The organism is Bacillus horti, from assembly GCF_030813115.1.
In the GTDB taxonomy this organism is placed as follows: domain Bacteria; phylum Bacillota; class Bacilli; order Caldalkalibacillales; family JCM-10596; genus Bacillus_CH; species Bacillus_CH horti.
The window spans coordinates 1-18,622 of sequence record NZ_JAUSTY010000012.1 but is presented as its reverse complement, the minus strand read 5'-3'; the positions used below and the strand labels follow the sequence as shown (position 1 = coordinate 18,622).

Below are 18,622 nucleotides of genomic sequence, written 5' to 3'. Positions count from 1 at the left end.
TATTCATGACCTAGAGCCTAGACCATTTTTTATGGGGCTTTTTGTGTGACTGCCCATTACCAAAAAAACAGCAGAACCATCATGACCCTTCCACTCAAAAAAGCTCAGCAGTAACAACTCCTGAGCTTTCAAAAGTTAATAAAATTTGGCCAAAATTAACTACTTACTAATAAGCAACACACAACACTCCACACTCCACACTTGTTGAGAAGACAGTGGCAACAAAAAGGAACCGACAGTGGCAGGTTCCTAAATATAGCCCTAAAATCACTTCACTTTACTTAAAAGCAGTAATCACACTTACGGATAGTTCTTCAGTAAACACGCCAGTAGAGTCAATGTCGAATAAAGCGGATTTTAACTCCGTTTCAAATCGCTCTAGGTTTTCGCCAAAAAGACGTTTTGAAGCAAATGATGTGGAGTAGAGGTTTCCGATTATAGATTCTACTGTCCATGTGTAGGAATAACTCGGTAAAAGATGTCTTTCTACATTTATAAATCTTGATTTCGCTACGGTGTCCTCGAACCTTTCCTTTGGAGGCGTATACATGGTGTCACCTGCTTTTCTTTCGTTCCCGAGCCAACGTTTTACTATTTCATTTACCTTAAGTTGCCAAAGTAAGGGTTCTTGTTTCACATTATAATTATCAATAATAGCAATACCGCTATTATCGTCAGAACTTTTATATAGAATTTCAAGGATTGACTCCCTATCCATCCAATGAAATGCCTTTGCAATTAAAATTAGCCGAAATGAACCCCAATCGCTTGACTTTTCTTCCGCCTTGCCTTCCAACCATCTAACGTTTTTCACCCTATTATCGTTGGACAATCGGATTGCTTCATCTATCATCTCGGGTTCAGTATCTACGCCTATCATTTCTTCAAACCAATCACTGAATCTTAAAGCTAGCTGACCCGTTCCACATCCCAAATCAAGCAATCTGCCTTCGCCGTTAAGTGAAAACTTGTTAACCAAAAACCGAACAAGAGACGAAGGATAGAGTGGTCTGTAACGAGAGTAATACAAAGAGGTACCTTTAAATAAATTTGCACCGTAGTCAATCAAGATTTTCAACCTCTTCTCTATAAAATACTCGGCGTACACATAGTTTATAATGGAACACCTCATTTTAACAATAAGGAAATAATTGGTCAATACCCGCTTTTATTGTATTTTAAAGCAAAAAAGCACCCCTAACATAAAGTTCACAGTGCCGTTAAAGTTCAAGTAAGCTTCATAACACAATCGGATTGCTGGCAAAGTAATTAAATAGAGAACGTCTGCTTTTTAATCAAGACGCAAATATTTCCTCAACGTCAATTCTCAATCCATCGAACGTATAAGAAGTCAGTGTGTCCCCTTCGGTATAAACCGTATATTCTTCAATCGAGCAATCTTGAAATCCGTACACCAGAACAGATCGTTTGACTGGATCGACAATCCAGAACTCTTTCACCCCGGACAACATATATGTGTTCAATTTGTCGACCATGTCTTTGGAGCGGGTACTCTTTGACAATATCTCAATGCAGAGATCGGGCGTACCCATGTAACGATCCTTCTCATTTACCGCTTTTTCCGTGTCGCAAGCGATGAGCAGATCAGGCTGCATGACATCCGGCGTGTCGAAGTCTTTCTTATAAAAATGGACATCAAACGGAGCGTAGAACACTTTGCAGCGCTTCCCCTTTAAGTAGGGCCTCAGTTGCACATACAAATTCCCAGAAATATCTTGATGAAACGTGTTGGGAGAGCCAAGTAGCACAATCTCGCCATTAATGAACTCCATTCTCAGGTCGCTTTTTTCATAAATCTCCATAAATTCCGCATAAGAGACCTTCTTGCCCCCATACTGATAATCCGGCGATCTCTCCTTCACCGTAAAATATCGTTCGATATCTGTCAAATATGGCGTCAATCGTACGGATTTTGCACCATTTTTGGTAATCACCACTTCATTATCTTCCGCTACATAATCAAGATATTTACCCAAATTTGTTTTAAGTTCCGTTGCTGTAATTACCTTTGTCGTTTTCATCGCTCATACCTCCTCATACGAATATGATAACACATCGTACGATAAATCACCACCACCTCCTAATATTCGTACGATTATTAGTTTGCAAGATTATACTCAATTCGTTGCATTCCGCCCATTACACTAAAACAAAGGAGCGTAGCCTATTTAGGCTCGCCCCTCCTTTCCATCAATATTACAGACTCCACATGACTAGTATGCGGAAACATATCATACGGAGTTACTTCCTTCAGCTCAAAGCCAGCAGCAAGTAGCTGCTTACAGTCCTTAGCTAAGGTAGAAGGATTACAGGATACATAAACCAAACGCTTTGGCTTTACTTGAATAATCGCCTTCAATAGCTGATCGTCACAGCCCGTTCGTGGTGGATCAACCACAATAACATCTGGAGCATAGCCTTCTTTTACCCACCTAGGCAACCAGGTTTCTGCTTTCCCAACCTCATAAAGAGCATTCTCTACTCCACTCTTCAGAGCATTTTCTCGCGCATCTTCAATCGCTTCAGGAATAACGTCCATCCCACGGATTTCCTTTGCCCCGTCAGCAAGCCAGAGTCCAATCGTACCTACTCCACAATAAGCATCTACAACAATTTCGCTACCTGAAAGCTGAGCATACTCCTTCACTTTGTTATACAGCTTTTTGGTTTGAATAGGATTCAACTGAAAGAAAGCACGTGGCGACAAGGAAAAAGCTAAATCTCCTAGCTGTTCCTCAATCCTCTCTTCTCCCCACAGCATGATTGTTTCATCACCAAAGATCGTTGAGGTTTTCGAGGAGTTAATGTTTTGAACAATGCTTTTCACCTCGGGTAGAGCAAACCTCAAATCTAATAACAACTCTTGCAAGTTAGGTATTTCTTTCGTTCTAGTCACTAAAACCAATTGAAGCTGACCTGTTTCAAATCCGATTCTAGTGACAATTGTACGGATCACTCCCGTACGCTTCCGTTCATTATAGACAGGGATATTTAGCTTCTGTAAAATCTCCTTCGTTTTCTGGATCACTTCATTTGTTTTGGGATGCTGTACAGCACACTCAGATAGATCAATGAGCTCGTGACTGCCCTGCTTGTACAACCCTGCAATCACTTGATCCCCTACCTTTCCAACCTGTAGCTGTCCCTTATTCCTATAACCCCAAGGATCTTCCATCCCTACAGTGTCTTTAATAGGTAGAGTTTCTCCTGTGTAGGACGTGTAGCGCTCGAACGCTTGAATCACTTGATCCTTTTTCTCCTTAAGCTGTCCTTCGTAGGACAAATGCTGTAGCTGACAGCCCCCGCAGCTTGAATAAATAGGGCATGGAGGTAGAACTCTGTCAGAAGAAGCTGTTCTAATCTTCTTTAGCTTGGCTGTAGCAAACTTCGGAGCAATGTCTGTAATCGTACAGATGACAACTTCTTCTGGAAGTGCACCATCGACGAAGACAACCTGCTTTTTAAAATAGCCTACTCCCTCTCCATTAATCCCTAGCCTTCTTATCGTGAGAGTAATCTCTTGACCAATCCTCACCTGAGAATGAGCTGGTTTGGAGTTTTCTCCCTGCTTAGAGGATGGTCCGCCACTTGTGTTATAAGTGTTTTTGTATTTATTGTTAGTGCGTTTAGTTTGGGCATTTTTATTCTGTGGACCTTTATCTTTCGTGGAGCTCTGTTGATCTCCAAAGCTCTTATTACCTTTGCTTTGCTTCGTTTTGTCCGATCTATGCTTATTATTCTTTTTAAAATTAATGTTGCTTCTATCCTTTTGCATATTGTTGTCCTTTTCTATTAAAGTTTCAGTATTACTCGTTATATGCCTCTATTCATTGAAGAAATGCTAATGCTTCCTTAATATCCTTACATCTCTTCCGCCTTCAGCCTGTTATTCCCCAAGGATTCCCATAAATAAATGGAAAGATAACTACCCCACCGTTCATAGGGCTTGGCCCACAATCGGCATTCCTCAATCGTTTGACGTTCTGCTAGTCCTTCTAATCGTTGAACCGCATTTCGGATACCTAGATCTCCTGCCGGAAACAAATCTGGTCGTGCTAAACTATATAATAAAATACACTCCGCCGTCCATACTCCAATTCCTCTTTCTTTACTTAACTGTTGAATAAACGCTTCATTGGATAAAGAGCTCAGCTCGTCAAAGTTTAGTTCTCCTGAGGAGACTTTCTGAGCTATACCTGTAATATATTCTGCCTTCCGCTGACTAAATTTCTTTGTCCTTAGTATTTCTACTGGTACTGTAGCTAACTGAGAAGGTGTAGGAATAAAATAATAGTCTCTTCCGTCCACCTCAAGCTTTTCACCAAACTCATGAGCCAACGAAACGACAAGCTGTTGGGCGAATTTCAGATTGAGCTGTTGATGAATAATTGTCTTAATTAAGCCCTCGTAGATCCCTTCATCTAAAACAAGGGGCAAGCCACGATGCTCCTGAAGGACGTTATATAGCTTTGAATTACCCTGCATATCCTCATAAAATCGCTCTAGCACATCCGATTCCCACTGAAATTGAAACGTTAAATGCTGTGCAAGCCAATTCAATCCAGGTTTGCTTAATGGCTCACCTTTTATCTCAACAAAGAGCTTAGGTTTGTCTACAGTTCCTAGACTCGTTATGGATACAACGGTTTTCTTCCAGTTCTTCTCTTCTGCCCTTTCTTTTACACGCATCGGAAATGTTAGCTTCTTTTTCTCCCAATCTAGTACAAAGTGTGGGTCTGCTCCGTTTTTGAGCATGACTTTTTCCATATCATAAGGTGCTCTTGGAAACACCTCAAATCCTTTATTTTCGAGAGTAGATTTGTTCATCTTCTTCACCTTCTCCATTCGTTACCAGCAGAATTTCCTTAACTTACAAGAATCATCTGTCTCTATCATCTGATAAAATAGCCGTATGATCAAGTTTAACAATATATATAAATAAAGGGGAATTGGGGATGTCAATTAAAACGGATATTGCCTCGTTAGAGATTTTAGCGCAAGTATATCAGACTACGGATATGAAAGAAACCTTACAGTGCTTGGTGCGCACGTTACATGAGCAGGTGTCCTATTTCGACTGGGTAGGGTTGTACTTAAACAAAGGGGAGCAGATGGTGCTTGAAGCGGCCTCCTGCACAAAGGATACACTCGCTTGGGAGTCTAATGCTGAATTACGTATTCCTATACATAAACAGGAGCAAGAAGACATGGAGCTAGGGAAATTGGTTGTTCGTAGCAAGCAGCCTATTTGCTTTGATGTGACCGATCTTTCTACTTTGAAAAAGCTTACTTCGGAGCTGGGGAGCAAGCTATTTACTCATTGAAGCTATTAATATTTGGAATGGAAGATACGATGCTTTTTATTAAAAGAAAACAAAGATAGCCAGTGCTTTCAAAGGTTATCTTTGTTTTTTTATGGGGTAGAAATTTTAGAAGCGAACAATAGTTTCCACCTTTAGTTTTCTTAGTTGTGCGTAAGGCTAACCAATCAAATAAAGTGGTGTGAATAAATGCGGATCATTGAGATCAACTAAAACCATGAAAGCTGCTCTCCCCATGTCATAGTTAACATATACATCTCCATTTGTTCGATCAACGAAAACACGATATACATCCATATCATACATATAATATTTTGAAACTTCACTTACAAAAGCCATATTGTGTATATCATCTTCTATTATTTCTAAGGACGAATCCATTCTCGTTGGGTCTTCCCCCGATTCCTCAAGATTCTCTCTTAAACTAGCTGTAAAATTTTCTAGAGCTTCTGTAGCTAATTCTTTCGCTAATTGAAGTCCAGCTTCTTCGGTTTCGATCATTTCTTCTTTGAGCGCCTGATCCAAATAAATGGCATGATTGTGACGCACCAATGATTGATGGTCTTCATCCATATCTTTGTGATAATAGGAAACAACCCAATCTAATCGGGAGGTGAGCGCTTCTAAATCGATGTATGTTGAATCATTGGTATTCTCAATTATAATGCTTTCACTGTCCTCATTTACTTCTACCATCCCTTTATTCTCAACAAACTTAATCGCGTGCTGATCATTTTCGATAGACCAGCTACCATTATCATTTATAAGCTCTGTGCCTAATAATTCAGATGCTATTCCAATCTGTACTAAAAAGTGTCCATTATGTAGGATACCAGCATATTTAACTAATTCACCGTTCACAAAAACAGGTATGTAATTTTCATCAACTGATTGTTCTTCCCCATCATGATAAATAACGTAGTTGTCGTCGCTTACAGACGTAATTACAAACTCCCCTAGCCCACTAATAGTATCAGTCCCATCATTTTGATCTCCTCCACTTTCTTCTGCTTGACATGCAGCAAGAAGTAGCAGCACTATGAGAAGTGAAATGATCACCGCTTTTATCTTCATAGTTATCACTTCGCTTTCGTTTTAATAATCATAAACCTGTTCTATACTAATTGTCACCTGGCCATCCCTACGTAATTTGCCAACCATCTTTCTACCGAATAGAGAAAGTTCTATAGACGTTTAACCTAACTAAAAAGTTACTAACTTGAAAACTTGGCTGTAGCGAGAAGGATGATTGTAGTCTAGTCGTTAAGGGTAATAGTCAAACTTTTCATCTTCATGTTGACGCTAATATGATTAATAGAGGTTACTTTTGGATAGGTGAGGGGTGTTCGTCTGTTTTATCTCCTAATTAATTCTTTAAAAATAGATTCCATTTTAACTGTAGCTTCTTCATGTGTTTTACATAAAATTCCACCAGCATTTTCTCTTCCATAACCCCCATACTCTTTTGCCATTTCTCCTAAGTGAAAGGGATTATTTTCTTTTTTCCAAGGATTATAGCTGATTACAACGGAAAAATCATGATACTTTTTATAAAGGGAAATGGTATAGTCAACACTTGGGTAGTAATAATAAGGTAAAAAACGTTGAAGGGGTAGTGCTGTATCACTTTGATCATAAATACAAATATTATCAATAATATCTGACCATCTAATTAGTTCTTTAAATGGTTCAAAATTAAAAACAGTAGAAAATTTGTATTTTAAAATTGATGGTGTTGATTTAAAACTTGTATCCAAAATAATGGTGTCCGTTTCAACATAATTCACCTTATGTATATGATCTATGAAACTAGTAGCATGATGATCAAAAAAATAGGATACCTCTGGATGATAGAAAAAATCAAGTACTGCTGCAGGTCTCCTTAACGAATGGCTTAACCACTCGTCTCTTACATCAAAATCTATTGGAAAATAATCATAACTTAAGTAAGTCCCTGATTTTTCGAGTATCTTACTTAATAATGCTGCTGAAGCAAGCCCATCAAAATCTTTATGAAAGTAGATACTTAGAGTCTCCATTATCTCTCCGCCCCATAATTTTATAGAAATTATTAGATTTACTTTGTAAGTCCTGAAGCCACATTCGCTTGAATTCATCCACGTATATTATTAATTACCCATATCCTTGTACATAATTCAACAGCTTTAAAAGTAAAAATATGCTCCTTTATCTTACCTTTTTCTATTAATTCTTCCCTGAATATTCTATAAAGTAAGCCACATTTATTGGGTGGAGTCTATCTTTTTCCACCTATTTCTAAAACTATGTTACCATATCCCAGCTAACAAAGGAGAGTTTCTTTTAAATGATAAGAGATATGTATATTTATGTCGTATATAGTCGAAATTGTTCAGAATTTGCTCAGAGCTAGAAACTAAAATAGAAGACAATAAAAGAACATCATTCGTATCATAAAAGTACATATGTGGAGATAGAAAGCAAGGAAGACGAAGGCACGCGAATTGTGATTTCGTTTCCTGCTAAGTTTTTTTGAAAGAAGGTTGGACACATGCTACGAATTATGATTGTAGACGATGAAGAGTTGGCCGTAAAGCGATTGAAGCGTATTCTAGCTGATTATCACGAGATTAGCGTAATCGCTACCTTCACTAATCCGCAAGAGGCGTACGAGTATGCGAAAGGGCATACTGTAGACATTGCTTTTCTGGATATTTCCATGCCGGATATAAACGGGATGAACTTGTCAGGCTTGTTACTGAACATTCATCCTGCGATCAATATTGTCTTTGTGACTGGCTTTGACCAATATGCAGTGAAAGCATTCGAAATGAACGCTTTGGATTATGTCATGAAGCCAGTCACATCAGAACGGCTGGTTTCAACGATGGCGAGGATCAGAATGTTGCACCAGACTGTTGAAGTAGAGCCGTCCCTGGAGATTGCTCTCTTCAGCGGGCTGGCAATTACCCTGCCTGCCGAGGGAAGAAAGAGAATGATCAAGCTGCGCAGCCCTAAAACGGAAGAATTATTTGCCTTTTTGGTTTGCAAGCGAACGGCGAGCAGAGAAGAAATCATTGAGACTTTATGGAGCGAGCTTGAGCCTGACAAAGCGTGGAAAAACCTGAATTCCACACTGTACTATATTCGTAAGGCAATCGATGTTAACAAGTACCATCGCCGTATCGTGACAGAAGGCAATACTATTCGGTTAAATGATGATGGGATAAATTGCGATCTGTATGAATTTGAACGCATGCTTAAGGTGATTAGGCGGAGCCCTGAGCACAATGCTCACTTGCTTGAGCGGACAGAGGCGTTATATACTGGAACGCTACTCAAAGGCAAAGACTATGAATGGGCTATTGAATATACTCGCCATCTTGAAATGCAGTATATCGAGCTGCTCGACTTAATGGCCCATTATTACCGACAGCGAAATCAATTGCCTCGCTCCTTGCATTACTATAACGAAATTCTGAAGCTTGACGCAATCAGAGAGGATATTAACGTCGAAGCGATTCGCCTTCTTCTGGAGCTTGGCAGAAGAAACGAAGCGATTCGGCATTATCGAGATTTAGAGGAAACGATGCAGCGTGAGCTGAAGACGCAACCTGATCCGAAAATTAGGGAGCTGTTGCGTTGAGTTGATACGTTACTATGTTACCGCTATTAGTCGGCTGCTACATATTGTTTTTACGGTTCGCCTTCCTATTGATTTCGCAAGAGAGCTTTAGCTAGACGGTGTCCACCCAACGTTTTCATTGTTAGTGGAATTAAAGGATGTTCTAAAAAATGAACCCTGCTGAGCATGCAGCGCAAAAGAGACCTGGAATCAATGGATTCCAGGTCTCTTTTTTGAGACTTACTATTAGATCAGATCTGATTTTTGAAGCAAGCGTTGGATAACCGCCGCAACCTCTGCCCTTGTAATGAACGCTTTCGGAGCAAGCTGCGTGTCGCTTCTTCCCATGATGATGCCTGCTTGAATGTTGTCCGCAATACTGCTCCTCGCCCAATTGGACGAAGCGGATGCATCTGCAAACTGACTTAGCAGCGATTCAGCCGATTGTACTGAAAGCTTCTCACTTAGTCCGGTAATCTTCATCGCATTGGTGACGATGACCATTGCCTGTTCCCGTGTGATCTTGTCGTTCGGGCGGAACGTACCGTCCTCGAAACCGTCAATTAATCCATATGCGGATGCCGTACTGATTGCGCTATTATACCAATCTGTTACCTTGACATCCGAGAAAGGAGCAACACCTTTGTTTGGTTTTAACCCCAGCCCGCGAACCATAATCGCAACAAATTCGGCACGAGTAATATCACGATTGGGATTGAACTTGCCATTACCGACTCCTTCAACAACCATACGGGACCCCATGTCGTTCACCGCATCTTTCGACCAATGATTCTCTACATCACTAAATTGGAGAGGGTGCCACACGACCGAGTACGTGCTGTTGGACAAACTGTTGATGACGGCGTAATACCTGCCATCGATCACTGAGACCTTGGTCGGCACATGGCGTGAGGTACCATCCGGATCGACGACGACACCAGTTGTAATCCTGTTCGGATCAACACCGTCCGGAATTGCAATAGCACGTTCAATGTATACGCTGAAAGTTGTAATATCTACCGTCTTGTCTCCATAGATGCCCTTAACCATAAAATCCATTGCTGGCATTACCGGCGTAAAGTTTCCTTTCGTTGCCGTTTGCTCGACAACCTTCGCCATATCGACCGTCGTTGTTCCAAATTGAAGCTCTATGTTGATATCCTGAGGCGAAACGTTCGTACCAAATTGCTTCGATAGCTCATTCATATTGATCCGAACTGAAGGCACAGTGTATATTGCGCTATCCGCGTGTAAAACAAGAGTAGCCTGCAGTTCCTCCATTTCCTGGATTGATCGACCGCTAAGCTGAGCTACAACCAGATCAGAAATCGTGCTCACAGGTACCGTTACGACTGCACCAAATCCTTCAGCCGCAAGCTTTTCCTCAAGCCTTTTTTGGTCAACGATGATCATCATCGCCGATTGACCGTTAATTGTTGTCTCTCTTGCTGTACCCGCATTTTCAGGTTTGCCATTAACCAAAACAATGACGCCTGTTTCAGATCCGCTTGAACCCTCGGATATTGAAGATCCTCCTGTTGATGGCAACGGAGTAGGAGTAGGATCTGGGCTTGAACTAGAGCCACCACTCCTAATGGTTACAACTATTGTTTTGATATCTGTCTCTCCGCTCACATCGATCCAAGCCGTACCATTCCATGTTTGCTTCTGGAATGTCACCGTGACCGTATAACTTCCAACAGCCGATGGCTGATAGGTAGCCTTGTAGGTACCATTGTTGTCCTTTGTGAAATTACCCTTCTTGCCAGTCTCTGTGGAGCTCCAGCTTACTGGGACATAACGCTCATCTCCGACAAATTCGCCGTCCGCTGATTGGCGGTCGCCCTCAGCCTTAAGTATGATCGTTTCGCCAGACGTTACACTGCTCGGGCTTGCGCTGACAGTGTTGTTGTCTGCGTTCGGTTCCGCAGGATCCGTCGGGTTTGTAGGATCTGTTGGGTCCGGGGGATCTGTGATTGTCACCAGTTTTGTCTTCATATCCGTCTCATTAACAACATCGATCCACTCTGAACCATTCCAGATTTGCTTCTGGAATAACGCCGTGACTGTATAGTTTCCAGCGGCGGAAGGTATATAATCAGCCATGTAGTTGTCGTTATTGTCTTTCGTGAACGCGCCCATCTTGCCGCTCTCCGTCGAGCCCCAGCTTACTGGCACATAACGCTCGTCTCCGACAAATTCACCGTCAGCCGATTGCCTATCTCCAGTAGCTGTTAGTGTAATCGTTTCGCCCGAAGTTACGCTCCCCGGACTTGCACTGAAGCTGTTGTTGTCAGCGTTCGCTTCCGTTCGTTCAGTTGGATCCGGTGGTTCTGTTGGGTCCGGTGGTTCTGTTGCGGCTGTTACTGTGACCAGTGTAGTCTTCGTATCCGTCTCATCCACAACATCGATCCACTCTGTACCAATCCAGATTTGCTTCTGGAGCGTCACCGTTACTGTATGGCTTCCTTCATCCGAAGGTGTGTACGATGACGTATAATTGTCGTTGTTGTCTTTCGTAAACGTTCCTGTCTCGCCATTCTCTGTTGTGCTCCAGCTTACCGGCACGTAACGCTCGTCACCCTCTAATTCACCGTCCGCTGATTGGCGGTCGCCTTCAGCCGTAAGTGTGACCGTTTCTCCAGACGTTACACTGCTCGGGCTTGCACTGACGCTGTTGTTGTCAGCGTTCGCTTCGGTTCGCTCAGTTGGGTCCGGTGGTTCTGTTGGGTCCGGTGGTTCTGTTGCGGCTGTTACTGTCAGCATTGTTGTCTTCGTATCCGTTTCATTGGGAACCGCCACCCACTCGTTTCCATTCCAAGCTTGCTTCTGGAATAACGCTGTGACTGTATAACTTCCAGCGGCCGAAGGTATATAATCAGCCATGTAGTTGTCACTATTGTCTTTCGTGAATGTGCCCATTTTGCCACTCTCCGTCGAGCTCCAGGTTACCGGAACATAACGCTCGTCACCCTCTAATTCACCGTCCGCTGCTGATTGTCGGTCGCCTTCAGCCGTAAGTGTGACCGTTTCTCCAGACGTTACACTGCTCGGGTTTGCACTGACGCTGTTTTTGCCAGCGTTCGCTTCCGTTGGGTCAGTTGGATCCGGCGGCTCAGTTGGGTCCGGTGGTTCAGTTGGATCCGGCGGGTTAGTTGCGGCTGTTACTGTCACCATTGTTGTCTTCGTATCCGTCTCATCCGTAACATCGATCCACTCTGTTCCATTCCAGGTTTGCTTCTGGAATGTCGCTGTGACCGTATAGCTTCCAGCGGCCGAAGGTATATAATCATCTGTGTAATTGTCATTATTGTCTAATATAAACGTTCCCGTCTTGCCGCTCTCTGTCGAGCTCCAGCTTACCGGCACGTAACGCTCATCATCGACTAACACACCATCTGCCGATTGCCGATCTCCAGCAGCCATCAGCGTAACAATCTCTCCTGACTCTACACCGCTAGGGTTAGCGATGATTGTATTGCTTGAAGAGTCTGCAATAATTGCCTTGGCCGTCAAATCTATGGATTTCGTATCCGTTTCGCCAGTGTCTTCCCATTGATTGTCGGTAGCATTCCATTCCTGCTTTTTATAGGTTGCCGTTACTGTTTGGGTTCCCGCCGCTAAAGGCGTATATTGGGATGTATAGCTTTCGTCGTTTAAGATAAACAAATCCGACGTCCCATCCGTTAATGCCCAGCTTACCGGAATAAATCTTTCATTGCCATCAAAAGATCCAATTTCGGATTGCCGGTCCCCGATAGCAGTCAACGTGAAACTGTCCCCAGAAGTGACTTCTGAGCTTGGAGTTGCGCTTAACATATTGTTTTCCGGTTTCGCCACCGGCATTACCGTTAAGTCATAACTCCTGAACACCTCTCCGGAAACATCTAACCAGATTTCAGCTTTATAATCAAACGTTCGCTTCCTAAAAAATACCCTTAACTGATATTCGCCTTCCGTTAATGAGGAGATTACGGAAGAATAAATATCTTGAACGCTGTTATGATTAATATTTCCGAGATCCTGTTCTATTCCGTCGGCTGTAAACAACATCCATCTTGCTGGATAATATTTTTCATCTAAATGCCATACGCCATCCTCTGACTGCCGATCGCCTTCTGCGGTTACTGTGACCGTGCTACCTTCCTTGATGATGCTTGCGCTTAACTCAGCATTGTTGTTATTAATGTCCGCAAGCGTTGGGCGTTCTGACACGAAAACAGTAGTGGCAGTCTTGATATCATTATCATTCATATCAGTCCAGAAACCATTGTCATACTGTTCCTTCTTGTAGGTAACTTCAACCGTATATTTGCCTACTGCTTGAGGAAAATATGAAGCAGTAGCTACGGATGGAATCTGATAATGAAACCAATTTTCTCCCTCACCAGTTTCTATTATTCTCCACTGAATAGGCGTATACCTCGTATCACCGGGTATCAGATCCGGCGCTCCTAGCCTGTCTCCTCTGACGGTAATTGAGAATCCCGATTCACCTACATAAATAACATTTACAGTGCTTACACTTACAGAATTATTGTCAGGATCCACCTCTATCGGCGCTCGGCTCACCTGTACCCTTTCCGTTAATGTAGTTTGTATGCTGGTCTCTTGCCAAGTGCCGCTTGCGCTATCCCATTTCTCTAAAGCAAAAATAGCCTCAATAAAAACATCTCCGACTTCTGTCAGTGAAAAAGGGGCAGTATAGTTACCCGATTCATCATTGCTAAATGTTCCACTCGTCGTCCTCCACCGCCAGCTTTTCGGGATAAAGCGCTCAGCTCCATTAGCCTCTCCGACCGTTATATTTTGCCGATCTCCTGTAGCGGTTAATGTTATGGAAGTACCTTCAACCGCCCTGGTCTCACTGAGACTGAAGCTGTTTTCACTCTCATCGGCGGGGTTCGGTGAAGCGTTCACAGTAAAAGTGTCGAAGCTAAAATCAAATTGCCACTGATTCACCCATTGTTGGGTTGAAGCATTAAATTCCTGCAACATGAATCCAATTTCTACGTTCCAATCCCCTGCAACCGTTGGAATGAAATCGACAGTATTGCTTCCATTAAACTCTCTGTTAATAGCATGAACACCTGGAATACTCGCTCCAAACATGAACGGAATGTATCGCTGGTCACCATTCGAGGGATCGGATATTGATTGCCCAGAGCCAGCTGCAGTTACCGTTACTGTCTCGCCTCTAGTCACGCTGCCGCTGCTCATGCTGAAACTGTACGTATTTTCACTGAGATCCGCTGACGCTGCCATTGCCGTTTGTCCACCAACTGCAAAATTAGGCAAAAGCATGGTTAAAACGAGAAATCCCACAAAAAACACTTTTAATATGCTTATCCTCTTTCGGGTCATCCTTCTACTCTCCTTCGTCATTTATTGTGAATTCTAACTAATGTCTCCTCGACACCCTATCGGCGGGATTCGACCTTAATTGATAAGTAATGGCATCATAGTACAACACGTGAATAAACATAGAATAAACAAATGTATCCTTAGTCCTATATGGAATACGTCTAATGCCCTCTTGAATGTGATACCTTGGCAAAATGAAAGAGCCTCTGGTGGTTTGAGGCTCTTCTCCATGGTTTTCTTAGAAATTCACTTTTACAAACAAAGAGCTGAGGAAGTTGGTCGTGCGGAGTAGGCAGCCGTTCGGCTTTGATATGACGGATCTCTGTACATTTAAAAAGCTTACTTCGGAGGGGAGCAAACTTTTTACTTATCAAAACTCTTCATACTATCCATTCACATATTAACCGACAGTTTTCAATTCTTCGAATCTATTGATTGCTAATGATTGATCATTAAAATTAGCTTCATTGGAATTTAGTCCTGCCCCAGTTATAATTCCATACATGCTCCAATAGCAGTGGAGAGCGGTTCAAAGAGCCGTTCTCCACTGCTATTAAGTGTTCCAAAAGATATTAATATACAGGATATATTAATTAAGTAATCTATTACATATCCATTTTAGGGATCATCCCCTTTTTCAAAACCTCTTCCGTCTGACGAATGATCATTGCTTCACTGATTTGTTATCTTGATTAATGATAACACGCTAGATTATCGCAATTTCAGAGTATTGCCATCAAGAATATACGATTGATTTTCTTCTTTCCCGTCCTTAATCAAGGATACGTTAATGTGAGATTCTCCTGCGGTGACTTGATATTTTGTTGTAATCCACTCCACGGGTATATTGTGGCTATCCACAAAAGAACGGAAGGATTTGTTAATATCGGCTACAACAAGCTCATCGTTTTGAAAACGATAAAGGAAAGCAGTAGCAGGGTTTAATCCTTTTCCCGGAAACTGCGTGTATATACCGGAGCTTTCACTTGCAACAACTTCACCTGGAACGAACATAACCAGCCACTCTTGATTCGTTTGGTTAAAAACTAAGAGCTGTGATACATACTCCACTCCTATAGAAGCGACCACCTGTAATTGATTATTGTCTGAACCAATCTCTAAATTCAAATTTTGATTTTCGATTTCATTAATGGTTCCCCAATTCAAATCGTACAAAAAGTATTGCTGATTTTTGTAAGTAAACACCCCGTTAATACTCGGGATGGAATGTAAGTCATGTTCATATAAATCCAAAACAATATCTGATCGATCCACTTGACCTAATTCGATAGAACCTTTCTTCTCCCAATCAGAAGGTATAGTTTTTATTTGGTCAACCTTCTCTAGTATAGCTGTTTCAAAATTCACAGCGAGCTCTTCAGGAAAAGAAATAGTACTACCCGATGTATCAACGATTACCCGACGATTTTGTTGATCCCACTGCACATTAGCCCCCGTCGCTTCGGAAATAGCACGAATTGGAACCATCGTTCTTCCGTTAATGACTTGTGGAGGAATCTCTGAGGCAATTGGATTGCCGTTGATAATGATTCTTTCATTGCTTGAATTGTACTTATTGGTCACTTCATTTTGGTTATTCAAATATACAGTCTGGGTATCTCTATCCCAGCTAACCGTGTAACCTAACGCCTCCGAAATTTCTCTTACCGGAACCAACGCACGTCCTTGCTGGATAACAGGCGGAACGAGCATATGTAATGATTCCCCGTTGACTAACACATCCACATTGCCTGTGGGAGTTGCAAAGGATGTGCCCGTTAATGAAGCACACACAGCTGTTGTAACCAGTAACGAAGTTATTTTTTTCTTCATAATGGAATCCTCACTTTCTCACTTGCTTGTTATAGTATTGGACGCTGCAAAGCCCAGGATGTTTCAAAGGTGATGAAAAATGGAGCTATAATTACTAATGTTGACACCTGCGACAAATTGTCGTATATTCTAAATACGACAATTTGTCGCATTAATAATTTGAGGTGCGCACCCAATGAAAAATTTAGGAAAATTATCTGAAACTGAAATGGAAGTCATGGAGGTGATTTGGAAGGAAGGGACACCAGTTACGGTTTCTAAACTCCTTGATATTTTTGAAGATAAAGATTGGAAAACATCAACCATGTCAACCCTTTTAAAGCGATTGATTGAAAAAGGATTTTTAACAAAAACATTGGATGGTAAAGTAAACTATTACCACACTTCGGTGACAATGGAACAGTATCGCAAGATTGAAACCCAAACCTTTCTCAACCGCCTATACAATGGGAAAGTGAAAAATTTTATTACAGCGCTGGTCAATGATGATGAATTTAGTAAGAAAGACATCGCTGAGCTAAGAGAGTGGTTCAAACAAAAAAAAGGTGAAGAATGATGGAATTGTTACTGACTCTATTTATTGCTTCATTCGTCGGATCGGTCATTTGGATTTTTCAACGCTGTATATGTCCAATTACACAAAAGTATTTTTCGCAATCTTGGCATTACTATACAGCTTTAATTCCCGTTTTTTTCCTTCTTGGCGGCACGGAAATTGTAAACAGAGTGATTTCGTTTATTCGTTCGATCTTAATGAGTAAAAGTGTAACAGTTCCTTTTGAATCAACTATACAAATTGCACAGGTATCTCTAATTGAACATACTGCAGCTAGCAGTTCATCTTTTATGAAAACAATGATTGATTCTTTGCTACAACTTGGAGATATCAAAGATATAACTTTAATCTCATTAGCTATTTGGATAGCGGGCATCATTGTTTTCCTTGCCGTAAATGTAAAAAATTATTGGGTTTTTAAACGGTCGATCTTTCAGAATGCCCACGTGACAAACGTAGACATAAAATCCGTTAAGGTATTTGTAAGCCCGAATGCAATGACACCTATGGTTATTGGTTTTCTGAATCCCGTTATTGTGATGCCTGATACACAGCTTGGAAAAAAAGAACTGTCGATGATCCTTTCTCATGAACTTATTCACCTGAAGCGTCGTGATTTATTAGTGAAGTTCATCGTTTTGCTGGCTAATTCGATTCACTGGTTTAATCCGGTTATCTACTCACTTTGTAGACAGATAAATATTTACTGTGAACTGTCTTGCGATGAAAAAGTAGTACAAGAAATGGATATGGAAAGTCGCAGATTATACGGAGAAACACTTTTATCCAAATGACGACAGGCGAAATCGTGGAGCGAGTTAGAATGCACATCGAGAAAGGACTCTCTGTGCCAGAGGGGTACGTTACCGACTTAAAGCGCAAGGGTGAAACAGATGAACTGGCCACTTTATTCGAAGGTTTAACACAAATTGATCTTTACAATCAAGATGGGGTTGCCACTTTTAATGTTGCCGATTTACTTAAACCATAAATAATACGGAGCTGATACCGTTTTGAAAACGATAAGAATAAAAACCGTCGCTGTATTGATGTTGTTTGCTTTAGTGATCGGCACTTCTGTTCATGCGGCTGAAGGATTTTTCTGGTCAGAGATAGAGCCTAGACCTTCATGTACGAGTAATACCAGAGACGGATCTTCCGTGAACCTGGGTCTATTCATTGATGGTAATGAAGTTGCCCTAGATCTTCCCTCATGCGATGAAGCCATGAAAAACCGTGTTTTAGTCCTTGTGGAAGAGAACTATTTGCACACTGTTACTGGAATTGGGGTCGAACCCTTTATCGAAAATGGCCGGACAATGATCCCTTTACGGGCTTTGGCAGATGCATTTGGTTTTGATGTGGAATGGGAGCAAAGCGAAGCCAAAATAACTTTAACCAAAGACAGTAGAATCATTATTATGCATATCGGAAGTCAAGACATGCTGGTTGACGGGGATAGCGTAAGTCTTGAAGGAGTATCTCCTATGATTCGGAACAATGTGACATTCTTGCCCGTTAGACAGCTTGCTGAAACCCTCGGTATTAAAGTCGGGTGGGACAGCGAAAGCCGCACCGCTACATTTACTCAAGAGTAGCAATCGAGTAGGAGGGGGTGACTAACCCCCGACCTCTCACACCACCGTACAAACCGTTCGGTATACGGCGGTTCATTAAGTACTCCGTAAGGAGTCGTATCTTGCCCCTAAACTTCGTAGACCCATAGATGACCAATAACGGTTGTTTAAAGCTCTATGAAGTATTGGACTACTAGCAATTCTCCAATATCCCTTACGGGAATTTCCCCACTCATAAGCTTTAGCTCTTAAAGTTCCAAGGGCTTTAAGCCTTTTAACTTTCGTCCGTGGGTTCTTCCATTGTTTCCAAATACACATTCGCAATCTTCTTCGTATCCATTCATCT

General features: G+C 41.7%; 15 protein-coding genes. 6 read left to right on the top strand and 9 right to left on the bottom strand.

All coding sequences use genetic code 11. From position 1 onward, the window contains the following. Nucleotides 1–277: 277 nt before the first annotated feature. The 4 genes from J2S11_RS14070 to J2S11_RS14055 all read right to left on the bottom strand — a co-directional run bounded on the left by J2S11_RS14070 (nt 278) and on the right by J2S11_RS14055 (nt 4,848). Nucleotides 278–1,069: a class I SAM-dependent methyltransferase gene (locus tag J2S11_RS14070; RefSeq protein WP_307395602.1), complete on the bottom strand. Its 792-nt coding sequence runs from the start codon at nt 1,067–1,069 to the stop codon at nt 278–280. A gap of 226 nt (nt 1,070–1,295) precedes the next feature. Continuing rightward, nucleotides 1,296–2,042: a type II toxin-antitoxin system Phd/YefM family antitoxin gene (locus J2S11_RS14065; RefSeq protein WP_307395599.1), complete on the bottom strand. Its 747-nt coding sequence runs from the start codon at nt 2,040–2,042 to the stop codon at nt 1,296–1,298. A gap of 143 nt (nt 2,043–2,185) precedes the next feature. Beyond that, nucleotides 2,186–3,796 (bottom strand): 23S rRNA (uracil(1939)-C(5))-methyltransferase RlmD, encoded by a 1,611-nt coding sequence (rlmD, locus tag J2S11_RS14060; RefSeq protein ID WP_307395597.1) that lies wholly within the window; start codon nt 3,794–3,796, stop codon nt 2,186–2,188. A gap of 86 nt (nt 3,797–3,882) precedes the next feature. Beyond that, nucleotides 3,883–4,848, bottom strand: a complete 966-nt coding sequence (locus J2S11_RS14055) for a DNA-3-methyladenine glycosylase family protein (RefSeq protein WP_307395595.1) — start codon at nt 4,846–4,848, stop codon at nt 3,883–3,885. 128 nt (nt 4,849–4,976) lie between these two features. On the opposite strand from J2S11_RS14055, the gene J2S11_RS14050 reads away from it, so the two are divergent. Further along, a complete protein-coding gene (locus J2S11_RS14050; RefSeq protein WP_307395593.1) occupies nt 4,977–5,345 on the top strand; it encodes a GAF domain-containing protein in 369 nt (122 codons plus the stop codon). 156 nt (nt 5,346–5,501) lie between these two features. Here the strand turns inward: J2S11_RS14050 and J2S11_RS14045 are convergent, their stop codons facing one another. Together J2S11_RS14045 and J2S11_RS14040 are read right to left on the bottom strand one after the other, a co-directional pair. Further along, nucleotides 5,502–6,416, bottom strand: a complete 915-nt coding sequence (locus J2S11_RS14045) for a hypothetical protein (protein ID WP_307395591.1) — start codon at nt 6,414–6,416, stop codon at nt 5,502–5,504. Nucleotides 6,417–6,697: 281 nt separating this feature from the next. After that, the gene (locus tag J2S11_RS14040) at nt 6,698–7,381 is read right to left on the bottom strand and encodes a hypothetical protein (RefSeq protein WP_307395589.1); all 684 of its coding nucleotides are present in this window, start codon (nt 7,379–7,381) and stop codon (nt 6,698–6,700) included. Nucleotides 7,382–7,872: 491 nt separating this feature from the next. Between J2S11_RS14040 and J2S11_RS14035 the strand changes: the two genes are divergently transcribed. After that, nucleotides 7,873–8,967, top strand: a complete 1,095-nt coding sequence (locus tag J2S11_RS14035) for a response regulator (RefSeq protein ID WP_307395588.1) — start codon at nt 7,873–7,875, stop codon at nt 8,965–8,967. 225 nt (nt 8,968–9,192) lie between these two features. Here the strand turns inward: J2S11_RS14035 and J2S11_RS14030 are convergent, their stop codons facing one another. Both J2S11_RS14030 and J2S11_RS14025 read right to left on the bottom strand, forming a co-directional pair. Then, on the bottom strand, nt 9,193–14,310 hold the full coding sequence (locus J2S11_RS14030) for an S-layer homology domain-containing protein (protein WP_307395586.1): 5,118 nt from the start codon (nt 14,308–14,310) through the stop codon (nt 9,193–9,195). A 711-nt stretch (nt 14,311–15,021) separates the two neighbouring features. Further along, the gene (locus J2S11_RS14025) at nt 15,022–16,143 is read right to left on the bottom strand and encodes a copper amine oxidase N-terminal domain-containing protein (RefSeq protein ID WP_307395584.1); all 1,122 of its coding nucleotides are present in this window, start codon (nt 16,141–16,143) and stop codon (nt 15,022–15,024) included. 175 nt (nt 16,144–16,318) lie between these two features. Here J2S11_RS14025 and J2S11_RS14020 point away from each other — a divergent pair, with 175 nt between their 5' ends. The 4 genes from J2S11_RS14020 to J2S11_RS14005 all read left to right on the top strand — a co-directional run bounded on the left by J2S11_RS14020 (nt 16,319) and on the right by J2S11_RS14005 (nt 18,297). After that, nucleotides 16,319–16,699, top strand: coding sequence for a BlaI/MecI/CopY family transcriptional regulator (locus J2S11_RS14020; RefSeq protein ID WP_307395582.1), 381 nt, complete (start codon nt 16,319–16,321; stop codon nt 16,697–16,699). Beyond that, a complete protein-coding gene (locus J2S11_RS14015) occupies nt 16,699–17,493 on the top strand; it encodes a M56 family metallopeptidase (protein ID WP_307395580.1) in 795 nt (264 codons plus the stop codon). The genes J2S11_RS14020 and J2S11_RS14015 overlap by 1 nt, the downstream gene beginning before the upstream one ends. 29 nt (nt 17,494–17,522) lie before the next feature. Beyond that, on the top strand, nt 17,523–17,690 hold the full coding sequence (locus J2S11_RS14010) for a hypothetical protein (RefSeq protein WP_307395578.1): 168 nt from the start codon (nt 17,523–17,525) through the stop codon (nt 17,688–17,690). Nucleotides 17,691–17,859: 169 nt separating this feature from the next. Next, on the top strand, nt 17,860–18,297 hold the full coding sequence (locus tag J2S11_RS14005; protein WP_307395577.1) for a copper amine oxidase N-terminal domain-containing protein: 438 nt from the start codon (nt 17,860–17,862) through the stop codon (nt 18,295–18,297). A gap of 75 nt (nt 18,298–18,372) precedes the next feature. On the opposite strand, the gene J2S11_RS14000 is transcribed toward J2S11_RS14005, so the two are convergent. After that, nucleotides 18,373–18,622, bottom strand: a 250-nt coding sequence (locus J2S11_RS14000) for a group II intron maturase-specific domain-containing protein (protein WP_370875524.1), incomplete at its 5' end; no start/stop codon positions are given.